Origin of the sequence: Variovorax boronicumulans (assembly GCF_030812215.1) — a bacterium.
GTDB lineage: Bacteria > Pseudomonadota > Gammaproteobacteria > Burkholderiales > Burkholderiaceae_C > Variovorax > Variovorax boronicumulans_C.
Map to the genome: position 1 here is coordinate 1 of NZ_JAUSSG010000010.1, position 22,981 is coordinate 22,981.

The following is a 22,981-nucleotide window of genomic DNA, read 5'->3' on the forward strand; positions in this document are numbered from 1 at the left end:
TGCATGGCGCGTGGCGTTCGCTCTGCTTCAACACGTCACCGACATCACGCCTTAAACCACCCAGCCGTCAACAACGGCCTCGAGCGGACTATTACCTGCAACCCTCGACGCCGCACGAATGGTCCTCACCGACGAAATGCGTCCCGGCGAAGCGGCAAAAGCCGTGGGCGTTAGCCCGCAGACGGTCACAAACGTCCTGCGGAAGATCAAGGACGCGGCTGCCGCCTCGGTTGCAGCGTCACTGTAGCGACGCGATGCAATAAGGCGCCTGCGGCGCGGCCGCTGCCATCAGACGATGGCAAGTCTCTATCTTTCGATGACCGAAGGAGTCATCAACCACTGGAAGGCGAACAACAACGCCTACCCGCAGAAATTCATCCTCACCCCCGCACAGCACGCGGGCTATGCAGAGACCCGACGCGAAGGCATCGCCGGCACAAATACCAACGTCCACGAGCACATGGGGGTGCGCGTGGAAGTCGCCGAGAGCGCGTCTGGTGTGATGGTCGCCGCCGATGGGTCGGAAGTACGTAAGCGGCCGACAAAGTCAGGATGAATCGGGCGCCCTTGAGAGGATCAACCGAGAGGCTGACACGGCCAGGGTTCACCCGGATGCTCTTTCTGCCAGAAGTAGAGGAAGAAGGCCGCGTCCTCCCAAGGAGCCTCGTCGTACGCCCAGTTGATATGGCTGATCCAGTTCATTAGCCTCGGGGCATTTGTGCCGCCTGCGAGTTCGAACCGGCGATTCGCGGCGTCATGAACCTCTTGCCACCTGAGCTCGCGCATGCAGAACAACACGATCCAATCTGTGTAGGTTCGCGAGCCATCGACCTGCGCACAGAAGCACCGAACAAGCACTTCTCGCTGATCGAGATTTGCCTTGACGAAGTTAAAGACGTTGAGAAGATGCGACTCGAGATCGGGGACGCTGGCTTCCACGGTGTCCGCAGAGTCGACGACCTGACACAGTCGCCAGAATTCCCGCTCGAGATCAGCCTTGTTCATTTAGTCAACCGACGAAAACCAAAGGCACGTAAACACCCTATTACCGTTGGTTGAGCAAACGGCCGCACGCGCACCGCTGAAATCACTTCCCGACCAACGCGCGCGAAAAGGTGCCCAGCGGAAGAAACCCACTCGCTCAACTTGATGTTGCCTCTCGGTGCCGCTAGCATCGACCACCAGAACAATTTGGACATTCCTTGGTACCCTCGCCTTAAGGGCGAAAAATCTCGCTGCTATAGGCTCCGACGTCCCGCCGAATGCGCGCAGCCCGAGCAGTAACTTGGGCAACGACATGACTACGCCAAAGTTAACTGATGTGGAGCATGGTCTCGCGGTGCTTCGGGGGCAATTCCCAATTCGCCGAGGTTGATTTGAACAGGCCCGATGCTTGCGCAGACATACCTCCGGACTCCCGATCTGGCCCGCGCGCTTACTTCAACCTCTAGGCCAATGGCGTCTTGATGTCCGAACGGCCCAAGTAATGAGTAAACGCTTCCGGGTTGAGTTGAACATGCAAGAAGCCCCCGGCCACCTTGAAGTTCAGCAAACGTCGCTCGCCCAGCCCCTCGTAAAACCGTTGGACAGCCCTGTCGTTGGGTCCTCGGTATGTTGTCAAACGCATCGCCTCAGGCGAGTTCATCTTGATCGCAAGCCGAGAGGAGTTCCAGGTCATCGCAGGTGCGTCACCGAACGGCCCCACGTGAGTCACCGCCAGATCCTCCAGCGGCACCCTAAGCGGTTGCCCCACACTGATATCGCGCGGAAGCTCTGTGACGGACCCAATCACTAGGGTGTCAACATCGTAGATGTGAAAGAAAACTCGACGAAGCTCAAACAATGGCCCCGTACCACCGGCCTTGAACCGACCAAAGATCGTGAGGACATTGTCCGACGGCCGCAGGGTGTCGTGCCCAATCGCGAAGCTTTCGTAGTAGCCACCAACACCCTCTTTAACCGTTCTCATCGCCCGGGTGTCTTCTTCAAGAAGCAGCGACGGCACGGCATTCAGTGCACGCAAGCATTTCATGTCGGCATCGTCATCCATGAGGCCGTGCGCTTCATACGATCGTCCCTTCGCATCCAGCCACTCAAGCGCGTCGCGCGCGCCCGACCCCATCGCCACCACGCTGCCCCAGTATGGCAGGCGGCGAGGGATGGTCTGCCGAAGGTGTCGCGAGTAGTCGGCTCCATCCACCCGCCCAAGCAGTTCGAACTCCGCCTTCTCGTGGTCCTCGGCCATCTTCGATGCAACATCGACAAGACTCGCCACGTTGTCCGGAAAGAGCTGGTGCGCCAACGCAGCGGGCGGGCGACGCGTGCCGGAGATCAGACCTTCCACATTGTCGACAACCTCTTGGATGTGCGAACGCGTCCCGCAGACCAGGAACATTCCGGCACTGCCGGGTCGCTGAACTCTGAAGAACTTGCGGACCAGGCTAGTTGGCCGAATAGGTAGGTCCGGATTCGCGACGTGAGGCAGACCAATACTTGGCAGCCATATGCCACCGCCCTTGACCGCGACGGACATCAACACGTCGCTGACGGCGACGCGCAGCTCTTCAAAGTGAATCAAAACTGTCAATTGGTCTTCCAGCTCGGGGGCTCCTGCAACCCCACACACAAAAAAGGAGTCAAGGAGCCTAACCGACATCAACGCGTTGGCGGGCGAGCGGCCCCGTACCGAAAGCGCTGAGAGCGTGACGTAGTGGTTTGGGCCCCCTTGCAAGACCAGACGCCTGATGGGCGCACTGTTGGCCCTGCGTCCGCCAACCCACCATAAGCAGGGTGAGCGTCCAGTCCAACCATCTTGAAAGCCTGCGCGGAGCATAGGAGCCTAGTCCCCATCAACAACTCTTGGTGGACACGTGAGCACTATCCCCGATCAACAAGCCGGCACACGTCGGCGACGTCGCATTCACAGCGACGAATTCAAGGCGAACGCCGTGGCCAGCTGCATGCAGCCGGGCATGTCGATGGCGGCTGTGGCAATGGCCCACGGCGTCAACGCGAATCTGCTGCGCCGATGGGTTCGCGACGCAGAGATGAACTCGGCAACCACCGTCGTCAGCGCGACCACCGCCGAGACCCCGAAGGCGCAAGAAGCCAAGACAGTGTTCGTCCCGGTCAGCTTGCCGCCACCAGGGCAGCCGGCTCATGTCCCGGACGTTCGCATCGAGCTGCGACGTGGGCCGATAGTGGTCACCGTGACCTGGCCGGCGAGCGCCGCCAGCGAGTGCGCGGCCTGGATGCGCGAGCTGCTTCGATGATCCGCATCGACGCGATGTGGCTGGCCGCAGACCCTATCGACATGCGCGCCGGCGCCGACCGCCTGTTGGCGCGCGTCGTGCAAGTCTTCGGTGCAGCGCAGGCGCACCATGGCTACCTGTTCGCGAACGCCCGCGGCACGCGTGTCAAGCTGCTGGTGCACGACGGCTTCGGCGTGTGGTGCGCGGCGCGCCGGCTCAACGCGGGGCGCTTCGTCTGGCCGGGCACGACCCACACGACGCCCTTGCTGTCGCTCACACCTGCGCAGTTCGACGCATTGGTCCTGGGCCTGCCCTGGCAGCGCCTTCCCGAGCTGAGCGTCATCACGCGAGCCTGAGGAGCCGGCGCCCACGCCATCTGCCCATGCGTTGACAGTGGATGTGCCGAGGTTGGCCTTGCCGTGCACTGGCATCATTCAACGCATGCTTGGTGCGCGTGATCTTCCTGCAGCGAATCCTTCGGGACTGTCCGCCGAGACAGCTGCGCTGGTTGGCCAGTTGCTCCAGCGGCTGCAAGACCAGGAGCAGCAGCTGGCCGAGCATGGCCGTGTCCTTGCGCAACGCGACCAGGCGCTCGCCGAGCGCGACGCGCTGCTGCAGCGCAAGGACCGCGAGATCGCACTGCGCGAGGCCAAGATCGAGAAGATCACCTTCGAGCTGGCCAGGCTCAAGCGCTGGAAGTTCGGCGCCAAGTCCGAGGCCATGAATGCCGAGCAGCACCGCCTGTTCGAGGAGACACTGGCCGAGGACGAGGCGGGCCTGCGCGAGCAGCTCGAGCGGCTTCGGCGTGAAGCCGCCGCGGCCGCAGCCGGCGCAACCGCCTTGGACACAACGACCAAGGCGCCCCCGCGCCGGCCGCGCCGCAACCCGTTCCCCGATCACTTGCGCCGTGTCGAACACCACCACGAGCCCGAGCGCACCGACTGCCTGGAGCCCGGCTGCGGGCGCCCGATGACGCGCATCGGCCAGGAGGTCAGCGAGCGCCTGGACATCGTGCCGGCCGAGTTCTTCGTGCACCGCCACATCTATGGCAAGTGGGCCTGCCGCTGCTGCCAGGTGCTGCGCCAGGCGCCCAGCGTGGCAGAAGTCATCGAGGGCGGTATCGCTGCCAGCGGCTTCGTCGCGCACACGCTGATCAGCCGCTTCGTGGACCACATGCCGTACTACCGGCAAGCGACCATCAACGCCCGCAGCGGCGTGCACACACCGCGCTCGACGCTGGCGTCCATCACCGGCCAGGCAGGTGCGGCGCTGGAGCCGCTGCACGAGGCGCACAGGCGCTTCATCCTCAGCTGCGCGGTGCTGCACGCCGACGAGACCCCAGTGGCCCTGCTGGACCCCGGCGCGGGCAAGACGCGCCGAGCCTACGTCTGGGCCTACGCCAGAAGCTGGCACGACAAGGTGCCTGGTGTGATTTACGAGTTCTGCCCGGGACGCGGGGCGCAGTACCCGCTGGCATTCCTGGGAGGCCGAGGGAGACACGGCCGACGATGGTCGGGCACGTTGCTGACCGACCGCTACAGCGCCTACGAGACCGTGGTCGATCCCCGGCTGTATCCGGACCGCCTGGGCGCAGCCTGCGCCGCGCACGCGCGCCGCAACTTCGAAGAGTTGACGCACGACGGCACCAGCGTGGTGGGCCTGGAGGCGGTGCGTCGCTTCGCGCGCATCTACGGGGTCGAGGCACAGTTCAAAGAGCTCAGCGATGACGAGCGCCGGGCGCAACGCCAGCAGCTCGCCAGGCCGCTGTGGGAAGAGCTCAAGCACTGGCTACAACTGGAGCGCCGGCTGGTAGCCGACGGCGGCCCGACGGCCAAGGCCATCGACTACACGCTGGGGCACTGGGCCGCGCTGACGCGTCACTTGGACGACGGCGCGGTCGCCATCGACAACAACCACCTGGAGCGCCAAATCAAGCCGTGGGCGATGGGCCGCAAGGCATGGATGTTCGTGGGCAGTGAACTCGCTGGCCAACGCGCCGCCATCGTGATGAGCCTGGTGCAGTCGGCGCGCCTGAACGGCCATGACCCCTGGGCCTACCTGCGCGACGTGTTGCAGCGCCTGCCGACGCAGCGCGCCAGCCAGATCGAGGACTTGCTGCCGCACCGATGGCAGCCAGCGTCCGACGCGCGACCATGACCTTGCTCACGCAGGCCGTGATGGTCCGGGCGAACATCGACGTCGACCGCATGAGCGCGCAGCAGAAGGTTGAGCTGGCTGACGAAATCTACGTCCAGCAGCCCAACCTGCTGGCCTCCATCCTTGTGTTGCCTCGCTACGGTGTCGACATGCTGCAGCTTGAGGTGCCCATCCACGTTCTGCTGGTCGCCTTCCAGGCCATGAAGCACTGCGGGCACGCCGTGCCGACGATCTCTGAAGACGTCCAGGAAACCTGCTTGCAGCGGCTGACGGCGACGATGCAGTTCACCGAGGGCGTGCCGCCAGACCTCGTTGCGCAGATGATCACGAAGTTCTGCGTCGACCACCCCGAGCGCTACTTGTTGGCGTTCGTGTACGGCCACCTTGGCCAGCACGACCTGCTGCGCGTGAGAACTGACGCCGAGAAGTTCTTGCTGCTGGCCGCCCTCAACCTCGTGGAGTGCGTGGCCTACGTCGGAGCGCAGTTGCAGTCCAAGTGAACCGCGTGGGGCCGGTCAAGATGGGATGACTGGACGCTCACAGATTAATTGATCTCGGTGGTTGTTGAGCTGGATCGAGCTGCATCGCCAGCGCGCTGGCGATGCAGCTGGGCGAACTTCGACGGAGGCATTCGCTGGCAACTGCTGTGCGGCCTGACCTCGTTGTAGTCCTGGCGCCAGAGCGTGATAGCCGATCTGGCCTGCTGCAGCGTCTCGAACCACTGTTCGTTCAGGCACTCGTCCCTGAACTTGCCGTTGAAGCTCTCGATGTAGCCGTTCTGCATGGGCCGTCCCGGCTCGATCAGGATGTGACGGATGCCGTGGGCCTGCGCCCAGCCCATGAAGGCGCGACTGGTGAACTCCGGCCCGTTGTCGGTGCGCACAGCCAGCGGGTAGCCTCTGAAGACAGCGGCTTGATCCAGCAGTCGCGTGACGTATTGCCCCGAGATTGCCCAGTCCACCGAGATGCTCACGCACTCGTGGCTGAAGTCGTCGGCCACCGTCAGGCACTTGATGCGCCGCCCGGTGCTCAGGCTGTCGCTGACGAAGTCCATGCTCCACACCTCGTTGACCGTGCTGGCCAGTTGCAGCGGAACGCGCTCGCTGACGGGCCGCTTGGCCTTCTTGCGCTTGCGCACCGCCAGGTTGGCCGCGCTGTACAGGCGGTAGACGCGCTTGTGGTTCACGCCCGGGAAGTGCGGGCGCAGCATGTCGTGGATCCGCCGATAGCCGAAGCGCCAGCGTGCATGCGCGATCTCGACGATCTTGCTGCTGAGCTCTTGCGTCATGGCATCGGCCTCGGGTGGATTGCGATAGCTGTCGCGGGAGAGCCCCACAAGCCTGCAGGCGCGTCGTTCGCTCAGATCGCATTGCTCGATCATGGTGGCGACGGCGGCACGCTTGGCCTGTGGGGCTAACACTTTACCCCGAAGGCAGTGCTCAGTGCGTGGATGTCCAGGTGGGCCTCTGCCAACAGCTTCTTGAGCTTGTTGTTCTCCGCCTCGAGTTCACGCAGTCGCCTGGCGTCAGGCACATCCATCCCGCCGTATTTGGCGCGCCATTTGTAGAAGGTCGTGTCGCTGAAGCCGCCTTTGCGGCACAGATCCTTGATCGGCAAGCCGGACTCGGCCTGCTTGATGAAACCGATGATCTGCTCCTCGGTGTATCTGCTCTTTCTCATGTCCGTCATTCTCCAAGTTGACGGACTTCACTGCCATTACGCTGGTACGGCCGGGAGGGGGCAGGTCATGACGAGCAGCTCTTCTCCGAGGGCGTCAGGCTGGTTTGCCAACCACTCTTGAAGGTGGTGCCGCTCAGTGAAACCCAGTTCCGAGAAACTGACTTCCTTCACCTTGATGATGCGGTTCGATGCGTGGTTGATACGGAACATTGGTAAGCGAGCTATTGACTGTCGGACAACGAATTGAGAAAAGTGGATGGATCTCGACTTCGCTCACCCTCAGTTCGGCATTGAAACCGACATGTCTGAGCCTACCGGCACTTGGGCCGCCAAACTCACGGACCAAAGCCCTTCCGCCTCCTGCTTGGATACGAGCAAATCGTAGGTCCGGACCATGTCGAGCAAGCCGGAGTGTCCGTAGGACTTCGGCGAAAACGCCGGGTCGGTGCGCTTGAGGTACTGACCAAGGGCACCTAGACCAACCTTGCCCTCGGAGGTGTCGCTGGCAAGCAAGCTGACGGCATCAATGAGGAACCGAGGCCTGCGCTTGATCGCTGGCTTGGCCACTTCTGGCTTCGCCATCTCCGGTTTTAAGACAGCCTTTTCGGGCGCGTCCACCGCTAGCTCGGGTGCTTCCGTTCGCACCCACTCAAAGAACTGATCGCTGGCGTTGCGCAGCGCGTCGGGGGTCTTGGCTTCGCCGACGATACAGACCGTCGCACCGCGCTCACGCAGCTTGCGACACAGATAAGCGAAGTCGGAATCGCTGGTGACCAAGCAGAAGGTATCGGCCCGGTGATCGAACATGGCTTCCATCGCGTCGAGAGCCAGTGCGATGTCTGCGGTGTTCTTGCCGGCCGCGTACTGATACTGCAGGCAAGGGGTGAACGCCAAACGAACCAGCGCCTCCTGCCATTTGTTGGCTAGGGTGGCGTGGTTCCCGTAGCCACGGCGCAGGACGACACGTCCAAACTGTGCGATCACACGCAATGCGTACTCCAAAATCTCCGGAGTGACGTTGTCGCAATCCACAAGAACCGCGACGCGAGTCTCGCCACTTGCAGATGAAATATTCATTCACAGATCCAATGTTTGGCGTTCATCTTCACGTCCACGCGCCGCGCTTCAGAGTCAAAGGCAACAGAGGGAGTACACCGACCTCAGAGACACACAACGCCGCCGCCTATCGCTTGCTCGCGGGCCAACTCCAACGACTCGATACCGCGTTAGAGCCCGCAGGCTGTCGCTATGGCACGCTTTATGGTTGTCCTGCCGGCGCCGCTTGCATTCCTGAACGCGTCAGTGGCAAAGTCGATGTTTGCCGCCGGCTTAAGAATCCCCTCGAAGCGAGGTACCGATATGTCTCGATCTTCATTCGCCTTCTTGGCCACGAGCTTCAGAATATCCAAGAGCGCCTGCACCCCGACAGTCTTCGTGATGTAGGAGTCTTGGGGCGCATCCCGCCAGAAGACGTTCTCGCATGCATTCAGATAGTTGCGGGTCATGATGTAGAGCACCTCATCCTGTCCGGCAAGATATAGATCTCGTAGCACCGAGCGATCAACACGCCCTTGCCCAAGAACTGCGCGAGGTTTACGGCTGCCTTCCAACATGGCTGCCGTGTCGCGCTTCGGGTTGCTGCTTATCAGACGAAGAACTCCATCAACGATTACAGCGGTGGATACTCGCCAGTCCGCGCCTGCCCCCAAGGCCTTGAGCTCTTCATCCGTCTCCGCCGCGATTACGACGCGCCCCTTCAGAGGCGATTCGGAGTCCGTGCCAAGCCTGCGAGCGATGAAAACAGCGAGCTTGTCTGGGCTCCATTCCTCCGGGTCTTCGTCCTCAAGGTTATAGCCAAACAATTCGTATGTCTGACTTTTGTCAACCGCCTTCTGCGTGGAGTTGATCGTGGCGAACAGCTGGGCTTGAAACGGCTTTGGCAAGCCAAGGAATACTGAGCAAATCAACTGCATCTTCAGACGGTCAGGATCTTTGACCTGTGTGAAACCAAGCAGTCGGTGTTGCCCATCGATGATTGCGGCCAGTTTTTCCTTTGTCGGAATAGTGAGGACCGCGCGTCCATCGGCACCATCGGCAATGCTCCAACGTGGATCAGGTGTGCCAAGCTGTGCTGTTTCGTCAGGCCCCGTCTCAAGCAGACCATCCTCCTGACGAAAGTTCGCCGCCAGGATAATAGTGTTGGGAAATGCTGAGTCCGCGCGAGCTATGTACTCTGCTATTTGCTGAAAGCGTTTCTCCTGCAACGGACGCTGCGTGCCCTCAAGAACATAGATGTTGCGTCTTGCGTCCCACTTAGCGGTTAGCTTGTCGCTGTACGAAACTTGCAGCAAAACCTCGGCAGGCATCACCGCAACGTAGTACACCCCAATGGGCTGGACAACTCGAAGAGCCGGCACACTCAACGGAAACGTGACCATGTCATCCTCCCAGCATCACTTTGTCTTGTAGTCGGCAAGGTTGCCCGGCAGCTTCTTCGTCACTGCGCCTCCGGTCGGTGCGTCGGGATCCCTCAGTCCTGGAGACTTGGCGTTGGCTAACCACCAAACCACTAAGGCAGCAACAGATGCCAGTGTCCAGGGCCAAATGCCCGCCTTACCAGAACCCACGCCAGCGGTCGCAAGGACAGCACCGACGAAGGCTAGAAACAGAACAAATTGAGCCAGCGCGCGTAGGGCCTTGCTTTCCGACTCTTCGATGATGAGCTGGGTGCACGACGTGCCCACGAGCGCAAAGAAGAAGGTAATGAGGGAAGTGATCAGTCCGTCAAGAGGATCTGGCGTTCCCTGTGGTCGAGTGAGCTTGAAAAGCTCAACCCACGCGCCAACACCTCCGACCCCGATAACTATCGCTAGGAAGAAGATAACAAAAGTAGGGTGCTCAATAGGCTCAACTGCGCGTAGCGCCAACTCACGTCGCAGCGCAGCCCATCGCCGAGTCCAAGCCTTCGATTCCGTTGTCATGGCGTCCCCTCATGCTTCTAGATCTTTTTTCCAATTGCGGCCAAAACCTGCTCTGGCCTCAGGAAGACTCCATGAGTGCGACGCAGCGGTTCACCTGGAAGCTTCAAGAGCATATCGCCTTGCCCCAACAAGTTCTCCGCGCCAGTCTCGTCCAAAATGATGGTGGATTCCGTACCCTTCTGAACCGTCAGTGCAATCCGTCCAGGGATATTGCTGCGAATGAGACCCGTGAAGGTTTTCGCGTCCGGTCGCTGCGTGGCGAGCACTAGGTGGATGCCAGCGGCTCGGGCCTTCTGCGCCAAACGAGCAATCAACGGTTCGATGTTCTGATCTTGCATGACCAGGTCGGCCATCTCTTCAATGCATACGACGATGTAAGGCAGCGCCTGCCCCTTACGACGCGCTTCACCGATGTTGTTAACGCCAAGACGGTTGAACATGCTATAGCGCGCGTCCATCTCAACGACCAGCTCCTCTAGCATTCCCCTTGCGGTAGTCACCTCAATCGCGATTTCGTTGCGATAGAGGTTCGGCAGCTTCGCATACGGCCTGAACTCCACTTGCTTCGGGTCAATCAGCGCAAGCTGCAAGGTATCCAACGTATGGCGCAGTAACAGAGACAGCAACAATGAGTGCAGACAAACACTCTTGCCGGAGCCCGTCGTGCCGCCGACCAGCAGGTGCGGTGCAACAGCCAGGTCGAAGCTGAGGTCTTCCCCGGTGACTGACACACCGGCATACACCATCAACTGGTTCGGGTCGCGAGAGCCAGAGTGCGCCCATTCGCGCAGCCGCTCGATGCCAACGGCCTTCCAGGTTTCCTTCGAGCGAGGCAGGTCGATGAAGACGGTTTTCGCCTCGTCGCCGTTCGCAACGGTCGGCAGGGCCTCACCCAAGTTCATGGCCAGTCCTAGCTGCGACATGCTGCGCTTGAGCTTGGCGGAGTCAGCCAGATTTAGCAATAGCACACGATAGCGCGTGATACGAGGCCCGTGAATAGCCTCTTTGACTTGAACCTTGATGCCCAGCTCTTCCAGCGCTTTCACAAGCGTTGCTGAAGCGTCTTCGGGCGCCTTACGGCCGCCAGCATCCGTATCGTCACGCATCTTGGGGGCATTCCTCCGGCCGGACACTTCCGGCATCTCCGAACGTCGACCAATCAGTGTTTCGATGAACTTGTCGTAGTTCTCATTGCTCGCCATCCAATCGGACCACAGAGACAGAGCGCCTCGATGCCAATGAGCCCGAATGGCCAGACGAAGGCCTTCCAACGAGTCAATCACCGGCCCGCCATGGGCGAGGGACTGGGCTACCAGCAAGCCGACCCATGCGCCGATATTTTCGGCTGTGAACAATGACATTGTGGGGACATCACGACCTTGTCCGTCAACGGTGACATCAGGTAGCCTGCCCATCGCCAATGATCGCCCAATCGCCAGCCGCACAACTTGCGCCCTTGTTTCAAGGGCTAAGTGCTGTCGAAGCTGGTCGGTGTACCCATCGGCCTCCAGACTGGTCTTGTGTCGAGTGCTCAGTGCTTGTTGAAGGTCCAACTCGCTCATAGAGCTCCTCCGAAGTATTTGTTCGGAATAACCGTCGTTCTTCCCATGCCGTCTCCAACGTCCTCGTGCGTAAGCAGGAAGGTCGCGCTGACATGTTTTTTGATGCGCTTGAAGAAGTCGGCATCTATTTCCTCGTCCTGGGACAACAAGATGACCTGCCGGTTTTTGCTGCCGATCCAGAAATTAAGGATGTTCTGGCGATGCTTGCTGTCTAAACGGCCCAGCGGAGTGTCAACAACCAACGGCGCCTTCACCTTCGACACCTCCGCCAACCCGGCAATCAAAGCTGTGGCAAAGATTTGGTTTTCGCCAGCGGAGCGGTCAAACGAAATCTCAGTGTTGGTCTTGCTAAGTACACGGGTTGAACCATCGCCATCAATGACGATGCGGGACACCTGCGTCTTGTGGGCCAACTGCTTGTAAACCCGGGTCATCGCATCGGAGAGAGCTTTGACTTTGAGTGGGAACAGCGCTGGAATGACCTCGTCGATGACCGCGCGTACCCGTTCAGACTTGCTGAGCAACTGACGCACGGGGCTGGTTTCATCACGGCGCTTGGTCTCTTGTTGATACCGGGCGCGGGTGTTGTTTACCGCGACTTCTAGGCCAATGACTTCGCGGTCGTCCTCACGGATGTGCGCCTCCATGTCATCGATTTCCTTCGAGACACGGTTCAGGTTTTTCTTCAGTTCAGCCAAGGTGCCGTCACGGTCAATGCCTTCAACTCGTGAAATTTTGCGATTGAGTTCTTCAATACGAGCGGTTAGGTCTCGCTGGTTGCCGAGGAGTTCAAGAACGTCTTGCTGCCCTACATCGATGGAGTCGAGGAACGACAACGCACGCTCACGCAAACTTTCATGCAAGTAGCCGTGAGTGATTTCATCAGCGCAGTTCGACGGCGGCGGGTGGAATAGAGAAGCCCAGGCGGTCTCAATGCGACCCTTAATGGCTGCTACCTGTGCATCGGTCAGGTTCGGAGAGATTTCCGGCGTGCTGGCACCCAGGAATGCATTCTCGAACTTAGCGCGCTTGGGCTGCAAAGCCCGGCACTCGGCTTGCCACTCCGTCAGGGCCATCTCGCGCTGCAGTTGGCTCCGGAAGTCTCCCAGCAGGCTCTTGGGCATCAGGTGGAACGGCAGCTTGTCCGCCAGGATGCTCTCCAAAGCCTTCTGCACATCTCTATAGCCATTGCGCAGCTGCTCCCGCTCCTCAACCAAGTCTTTGACAGTCGCGATGTCTCCGCCGCCACCGCCCGCGGCCGTAATGCGTTCGAAGAATGAGCTTCGTTCGGCCTTGAGCTCGTCAAGTCGCTCCCTGCTTTGCTCTGCATCGGCCTTCAGTGCTTCCAGCTTGACCTCGTCAGCAGTCAACGCCTCCAGCATTCGGTCGATATTCTCGTCATCGACATTGGCAATGCCTGAGCGTTTAGCCGCCTCAAAGCCCTTGAGCCGCTCGGACAAGTTCCGCAGCAGCATCACGCCCAACAGGCCTTCCAGGCCTTGCTTGACCTGCTCGACGCGGTTCTGGTCCGCTAGTTTTTTGACCTCTTCACCGTCGAAAAAGAAGAACGGGGCTACGTGTGCTGGCACGAAGTGGTCGTCCAACATCTCGGAAAGCAGGAAGCCAGACTTGCCGTCAGTCTTAGGCAGGCCAGGCACACCGCGCGTCACTTCGCGAACGACGGTCTCATCTTCTAGCCAAGAGCCTGTGGACGTACGGAAATACCAGCGGCGCAGGATGTCGATGCCCTTGGTCTTCGTCTTCTGGACGACGACACGCACGGACATGACGTCCTCGCTATCGCGACGGGCTTCACCGTTGAAGGCACGCTCCAGAAAAGACGGATAGCCCTTGAACGCATCAGTTTTAAGGCCGGCACGCGCCAAGTGCACAATGGCGTCCTTGCCGTAGAGACACAAATACAGCGCCTCCAGCACAGAGGTTTTGCCATATCCGTTGATCCCCCCAATCAGAACGATATTCTGTTCGCCTTCGGGCTCGGGGAAACTGAATTCTGCGTGCCGATAACTCTTAAAGTTTGTCAGCTCAATTTTTGAAATCCACAAAGTGCGGCCTTCCTTTATTTTTATTCCATACCGCCGAGAATTTCCTCAAAGCGTGCGTTAATGCCTGCCGCTCGTTCTTGGTGTTGCCGCTCTCGCTGCAGCGCCACCAAGTCTGTGATGACATGTACAGGAACCTTGTGCTTGGCGCAAACCACCTGCAGAACCGCATTGGCGTCTGCATCTGCCCATAGCGGCAGGTCCGCAACGCCACTCTCTTCGTAGGGATCAAGCATTTGCCAGCGTCTCCTCTTGCTGCAGGTCCATTGCCCAATACTTGTGAATCAGGTCAAGCTCGTCGTCAGTAATCAGTTGGGTACCAAACTCGGCCTGCACTGCTAACAGGCGGTCCAAGATTTCCTGCCGAGCCTGGATGGTGAATGGCCCGGGGATATGCTTGCCCGAGACGTCGAAGGTCAAGCGCCCGTTGCGCCGGATGGCGCTACGTTTGGTCTTGTCGTTGCGAATGGAGACGAGCCAATCGCGAAAGGCGATGAGCGGCTTGTATGCATGCTGACCGGAGTCCACAAAGCCCTGGAGGCTCTTGTCCTTCTCGACGACCGTGCAGGTCCAGCAGCCGAATCGGCTGTTCTTTGTGCCACAGCCGGGAGCTTCGTCCTTGCTGAGCACTACCGGGCACTCGCCGCCCTCAGCATCTCGGTAAAGCTGGAACAGCTTTGTGTGAGTACCGCCCCAGGGAGCAGGGAACGAGCCGAGGATTTCCCACACATCGTCTGTGGTCAGCTCGACAATGGGCCGGAAAATATAGGCGCCGGCAATGCTCGAGTGCGGATTGAGGTTCGAGCCCCGGTCGTTTTCGTATTTGTCTACCGTGCGCATGCGGCGGACACTCTCGGTCCGACGCACGCCGAGGACGACGACCGCTGCACCGTGCTTCGAAACGTTGTCCTTGATGTAGGTGCTCGTTGGCTGGATTTTCAGGCGGTCGGTGCACCAACGCATTTGCTGGTTCGGGCTCGGATAGCCCTTGCCAATAAGTAGGACCCAGAAGGTCTTATCCAGATCCGGACGAGTTCTGGCTACTGTAAGAGGCAGGCTCAAGCTGTCCACAGCAGCCCGAATTTGTCTGGACACATCGTCTAAGTGCGCCATCACCAGTGGACTCTCGACCATCGTGTCGTTTGAGACGATGTGCACTGGACGTGTACGGTGGCTGGGCGGGATGGCTTGGAGAGCCTCGAATACAGCGTGCGCGACAACCGTTGAATCCTTGCCCCCTGAAAAACCAACAATCCACGGATAGGATTGCGCCGTCGAAAGGTACTCGTCCTTGACGTGCTGGACAATCTCAGCCCATCGCTCTTGGATGGGTCTACTTGTGTCTTCAAAACTCACGGAATCTTCCTAAAATGCATCCAGTTCGGATAGCAAAACAACACGCACCACCCGGGCGCAGCGGAAGACCATCGACCAATGGGCGAGCAAAGCTGAAGGCCACGTCTAATTTTGCTGAATGCTGACATCTTACTGGAGCTGCTCGGTGTTGGCCGAGGACAAACACGCTGCCTGGAGGCATCCGAAGCCCCGTCAACTCTGCGGTGCATGATGCCAGCGGATGCGTCGTTGGCAGTCAGTTTGCGGGCATGAGCGAATGAAGATTTCGGGGCAGTACCGGAAGTCAGCTTGGCTGACATCAAAGTGCCCGCAGGCGACGTGTACCGGACGACTGCCCCTAGATCGATCACGTCTAGTCTAGCCTCCGCCCACGTCTCGTAGGACGTACTTTGTAAATTGCGCTCGGCCTTTCGAGTCTTGAAAGCTCTTTCCATCGGCGCGTTGCCCTACCTCCTCACGGACATCGTTCAAGTCAGCCGTCACCCGGTGCGCTCACCCGAATCCTGCACCCCAGCGATTCGTTATATATCAGCAACCCTGCTTCCGGCTTGCGTTACCAGGCTGGCCGCATAAGCAAACAGGCGGTCCTTGGCCTTCCGTGGCTTGCAGTAGCCATAGCACGCATCCCAGAGGATCGAAAGCGGCACCAACGCCTCTAGCAGTTCCTCCTGAGTCGCATCCGCCGGAAACTCCCTGCCAATCGATATGTTGTTCTCGCCGTCGATGGCAACTTCGGCATACCGGCTCAGGCACTCGAAGGCCGCACCTACCCGACCGGATCTGGATTCGACCACCCCGGTCGCGGTCGTTACCTGTAGGCCTCGCACCGCCAGCAAGCGCGCGATCAGTCGGCGGTGGTCTGCCAATAGGCTGAGTAGCGCCAGCCTTTCTCGCCATCCCCATATCGAAAATTCGATCACCAGATGCGGATTTGAGCGAATAGGCTCACGCCCCGGAAATGCCTGCGGATACCCGCGACAAAACATCAGGCTCAACTCGATTCCGCATGCATCTGGCCCGCTGGGATTGGCTGGCAGTGGCACCAGGCTGCCCATTTGCAGAAAATACGCATCGAGAGGGCGCAGCCGGTACTCACCGACTACCACAACGGGTGCAGTGGACATTAGCAACTCGCATTTTGACTCTTTGAGCAGTCGTGCGGGGACTAGAGGCTTTGCTGCGGCGAATAGGCTGTCGCCCACATCGGCCATGCCGCTCCATAAATGAAAGTTCTCAATCTGCTCATCTTTTGGAGTATCGGGAATTTTTTCGGCATCAACCGCGAGATGACCTTCCGACTGATTAGCAAGCGTCCGCGCGCGGGACTCCAATTGACTTAATATGGATACCAGCAATCAAATCCCCCAGTGGCTAAAAAGCAAATGAAAGAAGAAAAACCAGGAGCCATGGGACAACGTCATCAAAAAGAGAGGCCAAACCGGCTAAAGATCACACCCTAGTCCTTAGACAATTAGCCTCTATTTCTCTCATTCAAAATCAACCTCCATGTCTACGGTTGTTGACGACCTTTTAGCTCCCGGCACTGTTTAAGATGCGAGTTACCTGCCTTATCGGATTTTGACTCCTTTTCAAGGAGCAGGGACTCTGTGAGACGACCACCAAGACTATCAAAAGATGTTGCATACCCGACATAGGTAGCATAGTAGAGCCGAGAAACCTCTAGAGCAGAAGCGAAATAGAGGTACAGCAGAGACAGGCCAAGTACACAGCGAAAAGACTGTGAAAACACAGCAAAAACACAGTGGTTCTGTGGATTCTGGAGCTACCTCCCCTCTCACTGTGATGCCGCAGGTGTGTAGCCAGTGTAGGGTGTGTAGGCAAACGCAGAGGTGTTGTGGCAGCCATGGCTAGGGTTGTATGCTTTTTTAAAGAATTACAAAAAAAGCCTACACTGCCTACACACCACACGGGTTCCCCCTCTCCTCGGGAAAGGGAAAGCAAAATCATGATCCAGTTAAATCGCTTTGCTGGATTTGGTCACCTCAATTATCCCGATCACAAGACCCTGTGCACGATCATCCTCCCAATGACAGCAACCGCCCAAACTAACCACCTCGTTGAACAAGAGTCCACTTCGACACCGTTAGCAACCAAAAATCAAGGCAAAGAAAAGAACAAGAACACGCCTTCTCAACCTGCAACAAAAGTCCACAAGAAAGAGGAGACTCAAAAGGACTATCAAGCAGATTTCAGCACTCGAATAGTGAATTTCCACAACTCACGCTGTATGAAGATGTGGAGCATCGTGATGATCAGCTTGGGCTATTTACCTTTTAGTGATTTGCGTGATTCGCTGAAAGAAGACAGCAAGAAATTCAAAAATGACTACAAGCGTCGCATTCGATACTTGAAGGGCATGCTGACTCCAAGTCCTAAAAATGGCTTGGCTCTGTTGCTTTCACGCCATCCCGCAACGGCGATCGACGCAAAAGCCGAAGACCATTATCTAGATGTGCTCAGCGCCTTCAGCGTTCTTCGCCAGAAATACCCCGATCAGCTTCCTATAGAGGTAGAGGCATTGGAAGCTTCCGTAGTCAACATTCCTCTTCCACCGGGCTCGTTCGACGAGGCCATTGAAGATGAGACTGCCAAGCGAGACATTAGCAACAGAATTACTGCGGGCTTGAACGCAAATATGCAAAAACTTCTCGCTGAACTTATTCAAGAAAAATACGGAACTCTCATGGCTAAAACAAGAGACGGCATTGCGGCCGCAATGGCGACAGACATGAAAAGATCAGGCTTGACGCGGAACGTGATTCAGAAGCAGCTTGACCTGATTCTTAGAGGGTACGAGGGCGATTCTTAGCAGATCGGAAAACGCACGTCAATCGGACCCCAGGCGGCTCCGATTCGTTTTTTGGAGGGCAAAAAACAAGCTCCGGGTTGCCAGCACTTGCTGGTTTTCAACAACCCCTGGAGTCCCTCAATGGCAATTCCCTCCCCTGCGGCATCTCAGCATGTGATGTCTTCTGGTCTCGTCGTAACCGACGCGACACTGGCGCTCATGCGCCGCCCTAAGGTGCTGGCCCTGACCGGCTGGAGCAAGTCCACGCTCGCAAATCGCGTCGCCGATGGCAATTTCCCTGCCCCCGTTTCCAGCGGCCCACGCACCGTCGCCTGGGTCGAAGCCGAGGTTGCCGCGTGGGTGGCCGCGCGCATTCGCGAGCGCGATATGCGCCTCGAAAAGCAGCAGACCTGCGACCAGAACGCCCAAGGCGCGCGAGGTGCACAAGCATGAGCCGAGCATCCCGTCTCAAGGTGCTGCGCGACCCCGAGGTCAAGGACACGCGCCGCCAGTTCAAGCGCCTCATCCACGGGGCAGGTCCCACGCACTTCGTGTTCTTCCGCAAGGGCGAGCCCGAGACAGCGCAGACGCACTTCGGCCCGTTGACCAAGGCCCTCCAGGAACGCATCATCGAAGCCAACGCTGATGGCATGAACGTGTGCATGGCCATCAATAGCAGCCGCAAGGGCAAGCGCGTCAAGGACAACTTCTTCAAGGTCAACGCCGTCTTCATCGACAAGGACGAAGGCGAACTGACGGTCGAAGACCTGCTCGCCTTACCCGTGACGCCGCACTTGATCGTGCGCAGTTCGAAGGACAAGTTCCACGCCTACTGGCTGATCGAGGATTGCCCGGTCTGGGCCTTCTCTGCCGTACAGAAGGCACTTGCCAAGCTCTTGGGTACCGACGTCAGCGTGAACGACATCGGCCGTGTGATGCGGGTTGCAGGCACCCTCAACCCGAAGTATCCCGATACTGAGCCGGTGGAGATTGCGTACATGGCGAAGAATCCGAAGCCGCTGAAGCTGCGCAAGCTCATCGACGGCCTGGACCTGAAGCTCGACGCCAAGACGTTGAAGCGCCTCGCCGAAACGAAAGCCGAAACGACCGAGACCCGGTTGGCGCCGCAATCTGATGCAACTGCCCTGTACGACCTGAAACGCAAGCGCATCGCCGTTGCGCTTGCCGCGATCCCTGCCGACGAACGCAATACCTGGCTGCATGTGGGCATGGCCCTGCACGACTGGGATGCCTCTGAAGCCGGCTTTGCCATCTGGGACGAATGGTCGCGCAAGTCGCCCAAGCACGATCTTGAAACCCAGCGCAGCACGTGGGATGCCTTCAAGCCCGGGGGTGGCGTGAGTCTGGGCACGCTGTTCTACTTGGCGAAACTGGAACAGGGAGATACGGCCGACGAGAAGCGCAGCTTCGACGAGTCGTCGCTGGCCGAGCAGTTCTGCCAGTTGTACAGCAACACCTTGCGCTACGACCCCATGGTCGGACAGTGGTTCGAGTTCGACGGCACCGTATGGGCGGCCGCACCGCACCGACCGCAGATGGCCGCGCGGGAGATGGTGGCGACATTGAGCCTGGCGCGCGGCAGCAGCTTCGCCGAGGGACTGCGCGGTTTCCGCAGCGCGTCGAACCTGAAGGCCATCGTAAAGCATGCAGAGTTGCTGGCCGGCATGCACTGCGATGCCAGCACCTTCAATGGCAACCCCGACCTGCTGGCCGTCAAGGTAGGTGTGATCGAGCTGCCCAGCGGCCAGTGGCGTCCGGCCACGCCCGCCGATGGCCTGTCGTTCCGCTCCCCCATCGCCTACGACCCCGACGCCACTTGCCCGACATGGGACAGCTTCATCCGAGGGGTGGTCCGCGATGACGAGGAGTTCGGACACTACCTGCAGCGCGCCCTGGGCTACTCGCTGTTCGGGCATGCGAAGGAGCAGGTCTTTTTCCTGGTGATCGGCCGGGGCGGCAACGGCAAGGGCGTGCTGATGCGCACGATCAAGGGCGTGCTGGACCAGTATGCGCACGCGATCGCACCGAACGTGCTGTCGCGGGCGTATTCGGGCAACCCCAACTCGCCGAGCCCGGCGCTGGCGCCGCTGCAGCGGGCACGCTTCGTGGCCTGCACGGAGCTGTCGAGCGGCGGTCTGGACGAGGCCTTCGTGAAGCAGTTTTCGGGCGGCGACCAGCTGTCGGCCCGACCGACCTATAGCGAACTGGTAACGTTCACGCCACCGGGCAAGTTGTGGTTGTCGGCGAACAGGATGCCCGAAATTGAAGCTGGTGACCAAGCGATGTGGCGTCGCTTAGTTCCGGTGCCGTTCAAGGCCAACTTCCGCGGCAGGAAGGCTGACCCCGACTTGGAAGCCAAGCTGGAGAAGGAGCATGCAGGCATCTTGATGTGGTTGCTGCGCGGGGCGCAAGCCTATGCCCGCGAGGGCCTGGGCACTTGCGAGGCCGTGCGTGACTGCCGCAAGACCCTCAAGAAGAGGGCCGACTCGGTGCAGACGTGGATCAATGAATGCTGCCGCTGCGATGACGATGGTTGCATCCCTGCTGGCGATGCCTACGACAGCTACACCCGGTACACGCGAGGGGCCAAGCGCAAGCCGCTGTCGAACAAGGAGTTTCCGCAACGCATGGAGAAGAAGGGCTTCGCGCACAAGCGCCGCAGCAGCGGCAGCTTCTTCGAGGGCCTGCGCCTCGTGACTTCGGTTCCGGGCCGAGGCAACGGCTAAGGGCTGGTAGGCCTGCTCCCGCGCGGTTGGTGCAATGCCAACCGCGCGGGCGCGAGCCGCAAGGCGAGCCCCACGTAGCGCCTATCGAGTCGCGACAGCCATGCACGGCCCCAACCGCCGGCAGCCCGCGCCGCAGGGAACATGAATCGCCGTTCAGCCGATTCCACGCGCCTTGGCTACTACAGCGCCGCCGACCTGCTACATGAAGAAGCTGCCTTGATCAGAGTAGCCGATAGGCTCAATTGCCACATCCACGATGCGTGACTGCAAGGCACGTTTGCATCGGACGTTCTCCCCACCATCCTGAAGCCAGGCCCCCAGGCGACGCTCTACCCAGCCACAAGCTACGGCATCCCCATCGCTCAAGTCGCAATACCACTCAGGCACAACGTCTGCCTTGCGGGGTTGAAGGATGACATTGATGGAAAGCTCTCCCCCGCTGATGGCATCCACACTGGCGACCGCCGGCAGATCTTCATCGAAAACGAACCGATAGATGCTGCGCGCACAGAGATGGCTGTCCTCGTCGGCGCCAGGCCACCAGTTTTCGCCTTCCGACAGCCCGAACAGCCGTTGTTCGAGGCCGGCGTTGATCGCTGCCACCATGAGATTTCGCCAGACACTCCAGCGCGCGCTACGTTGCTTGCGCAACGGGATCGCCTTGAAGGGCGTGTAGGAGTGCTCGAATTCAGGCAGCAACCGCAGATCATCGGGCGCGGCGTAGCCGAACTGCCGCAGGCGCTTCACCAGACGGGCATTGCTCGGCTTCTGCGCCTCGGTGGTGGGATGAGCCGTGAGCGCCGCGCGCAGTGCCGCATGAGTCTTGAAACCCAAAGCCGCAGCGACGGCTTCGCTCATGTGGGATGAAGAGACACCGCTCACGCCTCGCTGCGCTCTCTGCTTGAGGGTGCGCAGGGCAGCTTCGGAAACGAAAAACGTCGACATGGACATGCCAGATATTCCTTTGGACTGGTCGATGTCTGCCGATTACGCATCGACCGGGGAATAGGCACGGTCAGCGAGAGGAGAGAGAAACGTCGTTTAACCCGGCAGTAGGTTCAGCGTGACGCGGCTGTGAGATTCATCATACTGCATGCCCATCACACTGGACACAGTGTTCTGCACACACAAAGACCGGGCTCAGCCATCGCCGCGCTCGGTTTTTTGAATCTGCCCGCCTCTAAAACACAAGGCCTTGCGGCGGGCACCGACCACACACGCAGCCCAGCCGCCGGGCCCAAACGAGGGGTTGTCGACGCCGCCATCTTGCGCTGCGGGCTATCAAATGCATTGCCAAGCGGGCGCGCCCCCCCATCCAGGACGAGCTGCAATGCACAGCACTCTCCCTACCGGGTCGCCATGCCCAAGCGAACAAAGGTGCCGACGGACCACCCTCTCCCTAACATTCGGCACTTGGGCGCGAAGAACTGACGATCAGGGTCAGACATGCCGCCGCGCGAGAGGCGGTCACGCGGCTTCGCAGCCGCACGGTCAGGTGCATGCCTCCTGCCCCCAGCGCATTGCCAACCATGCGGCCCAGGTTGCGCACCGCCTGCCCTGTCACCTTGCAGCCGGGCTGCGCCCATAGCACGATGATGACTCCGTGGGCCTGCTCGATCTCGATGCCCCGCCCATCCACCACTTGCAGCGCCTGTTCCATCGCCGTGTCGAGTTGATCGGCCCGGTCCAGACACTGCGTTACCAAGGTTAACTGCACCTCGCGGAAGTCCAGCACTTCGATCACGTCGGACTGATCCCAGGCAGGCTCCAGGAACGGATCACCGTCCACCACAGACCGCCGTATCGCCGCATAGAACCATTGCACCGCAGCCAGGTCGTCCGGCTCCCAAGACGCCGAAACATCGATTCGCGCTTCGATGGACTTGAACAGGATGCCGAGCATCGAATCGCCGTCCACCCTCCCCCGCGTCTCGGCGCCCAGCACAACGCCGACGACTTGGGAGTCTTGCTCCCAAGCGCGCCAGATCAAGAACATGGCCGCCTCGACCTCAACAGGCCGCACATCCACTCCAACCACCAGACAAAGAATCCGGACGTGGTTCAAGTTCAGTTCCTCGACGACGGTCGGCACACCACCATGCTCGATTTCGAAGTAGATGGGCTCTTCATCAATGAGGTCTTCTGACGGCCCCATCGGAGGCTGATTGGGCCTGGCGAAGAACTGTTGCACGAAGCGCCGCCCTGCAGCGCCGATGCCGATCATGCGCACGGGGCTGACCCCGTCGTCTGCGGCCGAAGTATGGAGAACATTCATAGGGTGTCACCTGTATGGCCGTGCGCGGCTTACACGCACGGCGAAGAAATGGAAAAGGGGAAAAAGAAAAGCGCCGCACCAGCCTCTCAGCCAGTGCGGC

Annotated in this window: 21 protein-coding genes; 8 read left to right on the top strand and 13 right to left on the bottom strand. The window is 59.6% G+C overall.

Translation table 11 applies throughout. The annotated features are described in order from the left end of the window. The first annotated feature begins 295 nt into the window (after positions 1–295). Positions 296–556: a hypothetical protein gene (locus J2W23_RS24120; RefSeq protein ID WP_307650540.1), complete on the top strand. Its 261-nt coding sequence runs from the start codon at positions 296–298 to the stop codon at positions 554–556. A gap of 20 nt (positions 557–576) precedes the next feature. Here J2W23_RS24120 and J2W23_RS24125 read toward each other — a convergent pair whose 3' ends face one another. Both J2W23_RS24125 and J2W23_RS24130 read right to left on the bottom strand, forming a co-directional pair. After that, complete coding sequence (locus tag J2W23_RS24125) at positions 577–1,005, bottom strand: hypothetical protein (RefSeq protein WP_307650541.1); 429 nt, start codon at positions 1,003–1,005, stop codon at positions 577–579. Positions 1,006–1,447: 442 nt separating this feature from the next. Continuing rightward, entirely contained in the window at positions 1,448–2,587 is a 1,140-nt protein-coding gene (locus tag J2W23_RS24130) for a hypothetical protein (protein ID WP_307650542.1), read from the bottom strand. Between the two features lie 283 nt (positions 2,588–2,870). Between J2W23_RS24130 and tnpA the strand changes: the two genes are divergently transcribed. The 4 genes from tnpA (at position 2,871) to J2W23_RS24150 (ending at position 5,908) form a co-directional block, all read left to right on the top strand. Next, positions 2,871–3,272 (top strand): IS66-like element accessory protein TnpA, encoded by a 402-nt coding sequence (gene tnpA / locus J2W23_RS24135; RefSeq protein WP_256220320.1) that lies wholly within the window; start codon positions 2,871–2,873, stop codon positions 3,270–3,272. Next, positions 3,269–3,607, top strand: a complete 339-nt coding sequence (tnpB, locus tag J2W23_RS24140; RefSeq protein ID WP_307650543.1) for an IS66 family insertion sequence element accessory protein TnpB — start codon at positions 3,269–3,271, stop codon at positions 3,605–3,607. The genes tnpA and tnpB overlap by 4 nt, the downstream gene beginning before the upstream one ends. A gap of 85 nt (positions 3,608–3,692) precedes the next feature. Beyond that, positions 3,693–5,408 carry an IS66 family transposase gene (gene tnpC / locus J2W23_RS24145; RefSeq protein ID WP_307650544.1) on the top strand — a complete coding sequence of 572 codons (1,716 nt, stop codon included), beginning with the start codon at positions 3,693–3,695 and terminating at the stop codon, positions 5,406–5,408. Further along, a complete protein-coding gene (locus J2W23_RS24150) occupies positions 5,405–5,908 on the top strand; it encodes a hypothetical protein (protein WP_307650545.1) in 504 nt (167 codons plus the stop codon). The genes tnpC and J2W23_RS24150 overlap by 4 nt, the downstream gene beginning before the upstream one ends. A 44-nt stretch (positions 5,909–5,952) precedes the next feature. Here J2W23_RS24150 and J2W23_RS24155 read toward each other — a convergent pair. The 9 genes from J2W23_RS24155 to J2W23_RS24195 form a co-directional block, all read right to left on the bottom strand. After that, a protein-coding gene (locus J2W23_RS24155; RefSeq protein WP_373423979.1) for an IS3 family transposase occupies positions 5,953–7,088 on the bottom strand; the annotation gives its coding sequence in 2 pieces (ribosomal slippage) (positions 5,953–6,833 and positions 6,833–7,088; 1,137 coding nt in all). A gap of 279 nt (positions 7,089–7,367) precedes the next feature. Further along, the gene (locus J2W23_RS24160) at positions 7,368–8,165 is read right to left on the bottom strand and encodes an NYN domain-containing protein (protein WP_307650547.1); all 798 of its coding nucleotides are present in this window, start codon (positions 8,163–8,165) and stop codon (positions 7,368–7,370) included. 149 nt (positions 8,166–8,314) lie between these two features. Beyond that, positions 8,315–9,526 (bottom strand): DGQHR domain-containing protein, encoded by a 1,212-nt coding sequence (locus J2W23_RS24165; protein WP_307650548.1) that lies wholly within the window; start codon positions 9,524–9,526, stop codon positions 8,315–8,317. Between the two features lie 15 nt (positions 9,527–9,541). Then, complete coding sequence (locus J2W23_RS24170; RefSeq protein ID WP_307650549.1) at positions 9,542–10,069, bottom strand: hypothetical protein; 528 nt, start codon at positions 10,067–10,069, stop codon at positions 9,542–9,544. Positions 10,070–10,086: 17 nt separating this feature from the next. Beyond that, positions 10,087–11,631, bottom strand: a complete 1,545-nt coding sequence (locus J2W23_RS24175) for a DNA translocase FtsK (RefSeq protein WP_307650550.1) — start codon at positions 11,629–11,631, stop codon at positions 10,087–10,089. After that, complete coding sequence (gene dndD / locus J2W23_RS24180; RefSeq protein WP_307650551.1) at positions 11,628–13,697, bottom strand: DNA sulfur modification protein DndD; 2,070 nt, start codon at positions 13,695–13,697, stop codon at positions 11,628–11,630. The genes J2W23_RS24175 and dndD overlap by 4 nt, the downstream gene beginning before the upstream one ends. A 20-nt stretch (positions 13,698–13,717) precedes the next feature. Continuing rightward, on the bottom strand, positions 13,718–13,930 hold the full coding sequence (locus tag J2W23_RS24185; protein ID WP_307650552.1) for a DNA modification system-associated small protein: 213 nt from the start codon (positions 13,928–13,930) through the stop codon (positions 13,718–13,720). After that, complete coding sequence (dndC, locus tag J2W23_RS24190; protein ID WP_307650553.1) at positions 13,923–15,050, bottom strand: DNA phosphorothioation system sulfurtransferase DndC; 1,128 nt, start codon at positions 15,048–15,050, stop codon at positions 13,923–13,925. The genes J2W23_RS24185 and dndC overlap by 8 nt, the downstream gene beginning before the upstream one ends. Before the next feature lie 521 nt (positions 15,051–15,571). After that, a complete protein-coding gene (locus J2W23_RS24195; RefSeq protein WP_307650554.1) occupies positions 15,572–16,405 on the bottom strand; it encodes a hypothetical protein in 834 nt (277 codons plus the stop codon). A 611-nt stretch (positions 16,406–17,016) separates the two neighbouring features. Between J2W23_RS24195 and J2W23_RS24200 the strand changes: the two genes are divergently transcribed. The 3 genes from J2W23_RS24200 (at position 17,017) to J2W23_RS24210 (ending at position 20,606) form a co-directional block, all read left to right on the top strand. Beyond that, positions 17,017–17,880: a hypothetical protein gene (locus tag J2W23_RS24200; protein WP_307650555.1), complete on the top strand. Its 864-nt coding sequence runs from the start codon at positions 17,017–17,019 to the stop codon at positions 17,878–17,880. A gap of 120 nt (positions 17,881–18,000) precedes the next feature. Continuing rightward, a complete protein-coding gene (locus tag J2W23_RS24205; RefSeq protein ID WP_307650556.1) occupies positions 18,001–18,312 on the top strand; it encodes a helix-turn-helix transcriptional regulator in 312 nt (103 codons plus the stop codon). Further along, positions 18,309–20,606: a phage/plasmid primase, P4 family gene (locus J2W23_RS24210; protein WP_307650557.1), complete on the top strand. Its 2,298-nt coding sequence runs from the start codon at positions 18,309–18,311 to the stop codon at positions 20,604–20,606. Before J2W23_RS24205 ends, J2W23_RS24210 begins: the two co-directional genes overlap by 4 nt. A 198-nt stretch (positions 20,607–20,804) precedes the next feature. On the opposite strand, the gene J2W23_RS24215 is transcribed toward J2W23_RS24210, so the two are convergent. Both J2W23_RS24215 and J2W23_RS24220 read right to left on the bottom strand, forming a co-directional pair. Further along, complete coding sequence (locus J2W23_RS24215) at positions 20,805–21,557, bottom strand: hypothetical protein (RefSeq protein WP_307650558.1); 753 nt, start codon at positions 21,555–21,557, stop codon at positions 20,805–20,807. 448 nt (positions 21,558–22,005) lie between these two features. Beyond that, the gene (locus J2W23_RS24220) at positions 22,006–22,881 is read right to left on the bottom strand and encodes a hypothetical protein (RefSeq protein WP_307650559.1); all 876 of its coding nucleotides are present in this window, start codon (positions 22,879–22,881) and stop codon (positions 22,006–22,008) included. Between the last annotated feature and the right edge of the window lie 100 nt (positions 22,882–22,981).

What these genes read in the sequence shown, in the direction of transcription:
- J2W23_RS24120 (WP_307650540.1), top strand. Translation starts at nt 296, where the DNA reads ATGGCAAGTCTCTATCTTTCGATGACCGAAGGAGTCATCAACCACTGG.
- J2W23_RS24125 (WP_307650541.1), bottom strand. Translation starts at nt 1,005, where the DNA reads ATGAACAAGGCTGATCTCGAGCGGGAATTCTGGCGACTGTGTCAGGTC.
- tnpB (WP_307650543.1), top strand. Translation starts at nt 3,269, where the DNA reads ATGATCCGCATCGACGCGATGTGGCTGGCCGCAGACCCTATCGACATG.
- tnpC (WP_307650544.1), top strand. Translation starts at nt 3,693, where the DNA reads ATGCTTGGTGCGCGTGATCTTCCTGCAGCGAATCCTTCGGGACTGTCC.
- J2W23_RS24150 (WP_307650545.1), top strand. Translation starts at nt 5,405, where the DNA reads ATGACCTTGCTCACGCAGGCCGTGATGGTCCGGGCGAACATCGACGTC.
- J2W23_RS24160 (WP_307650547.1), bottom strand. Translation starts at nt 8,165, where the DNA reads ATGAATATTTCATCTGCAAGTGGCGAGACTCGCGTCGCGGTTCTTGTG.
- J2W23_RS24165 (WP_307650548.1), bottom strand. Translation starts at nt 9,526, where the DNA reads ATGGTCACGTTTCCGTTGAGTGTGCCGGCTCTTCGAGTTGTCCAGCCC.
- J2W23_RS24170 (WP_307650549.1), bottom strand. Translation starts at nt 10,069, where the DNA reads ATGACAACGGAATCGAAGGCTTGGACTCGGCGATGGGCTGCGCTGCGA.
- J2W23_RS24175 (WP_307650550.1), bottom strand. Translation starts at nt 11,631, where the DNA reads ATGAGCGAGTTGGACCTTCAACAAGCACTGAGCACTCGACACAAGACC.
- J2W23_RS24185 (WP_307650552.1), bottom strand. Translation starts at nt 13,930, where the DNA reads ATGCTTGATCCCTACGAAGAGAGTGGCGTTGCGGACCTGCCGCTATGG.
- J2W23_RS24200 (WP_307650555.1), top strand. Translation starts at nt 17,017, where the DNA reads ATGATCCAGTTAAATCGCTTTGCTGGATTTGGTCACCTCAATTATCCC.
- J2W23_RS24205 (WP_307650556.1), top strand. Translation starts at nt 18,001, where the DNA reads ATGGCAATTCCCTCCCCTGCGGCATCTCAGCATGTGATGTCTTCTGGT.
- J2W23_RS24210 (WP_307650557.1), top strand. Translation starts at nt 18,309, where the DNA reads ATGAGCCGAGCATCCCGTCTCAAGGTGCTGCGCGACCCCGAGGTCAAG.
- J2W23_RS24215 (WP_307650558.1), bottom strand. Translation starts at nt 21,557, where the DNA reads ATGTCCATGTCGACGTTTTTCGTTTCCGAAGCTGCCCTGCGCACCCTC.
- J2W23_RS24220 (WP_307650559.1), bottom strand. Translation starts at nt 22,881, where the DNA reads ATGAATGTTCTCCATACTTCGGCCGCAGACGACGGGGTCAGCCCCGTG.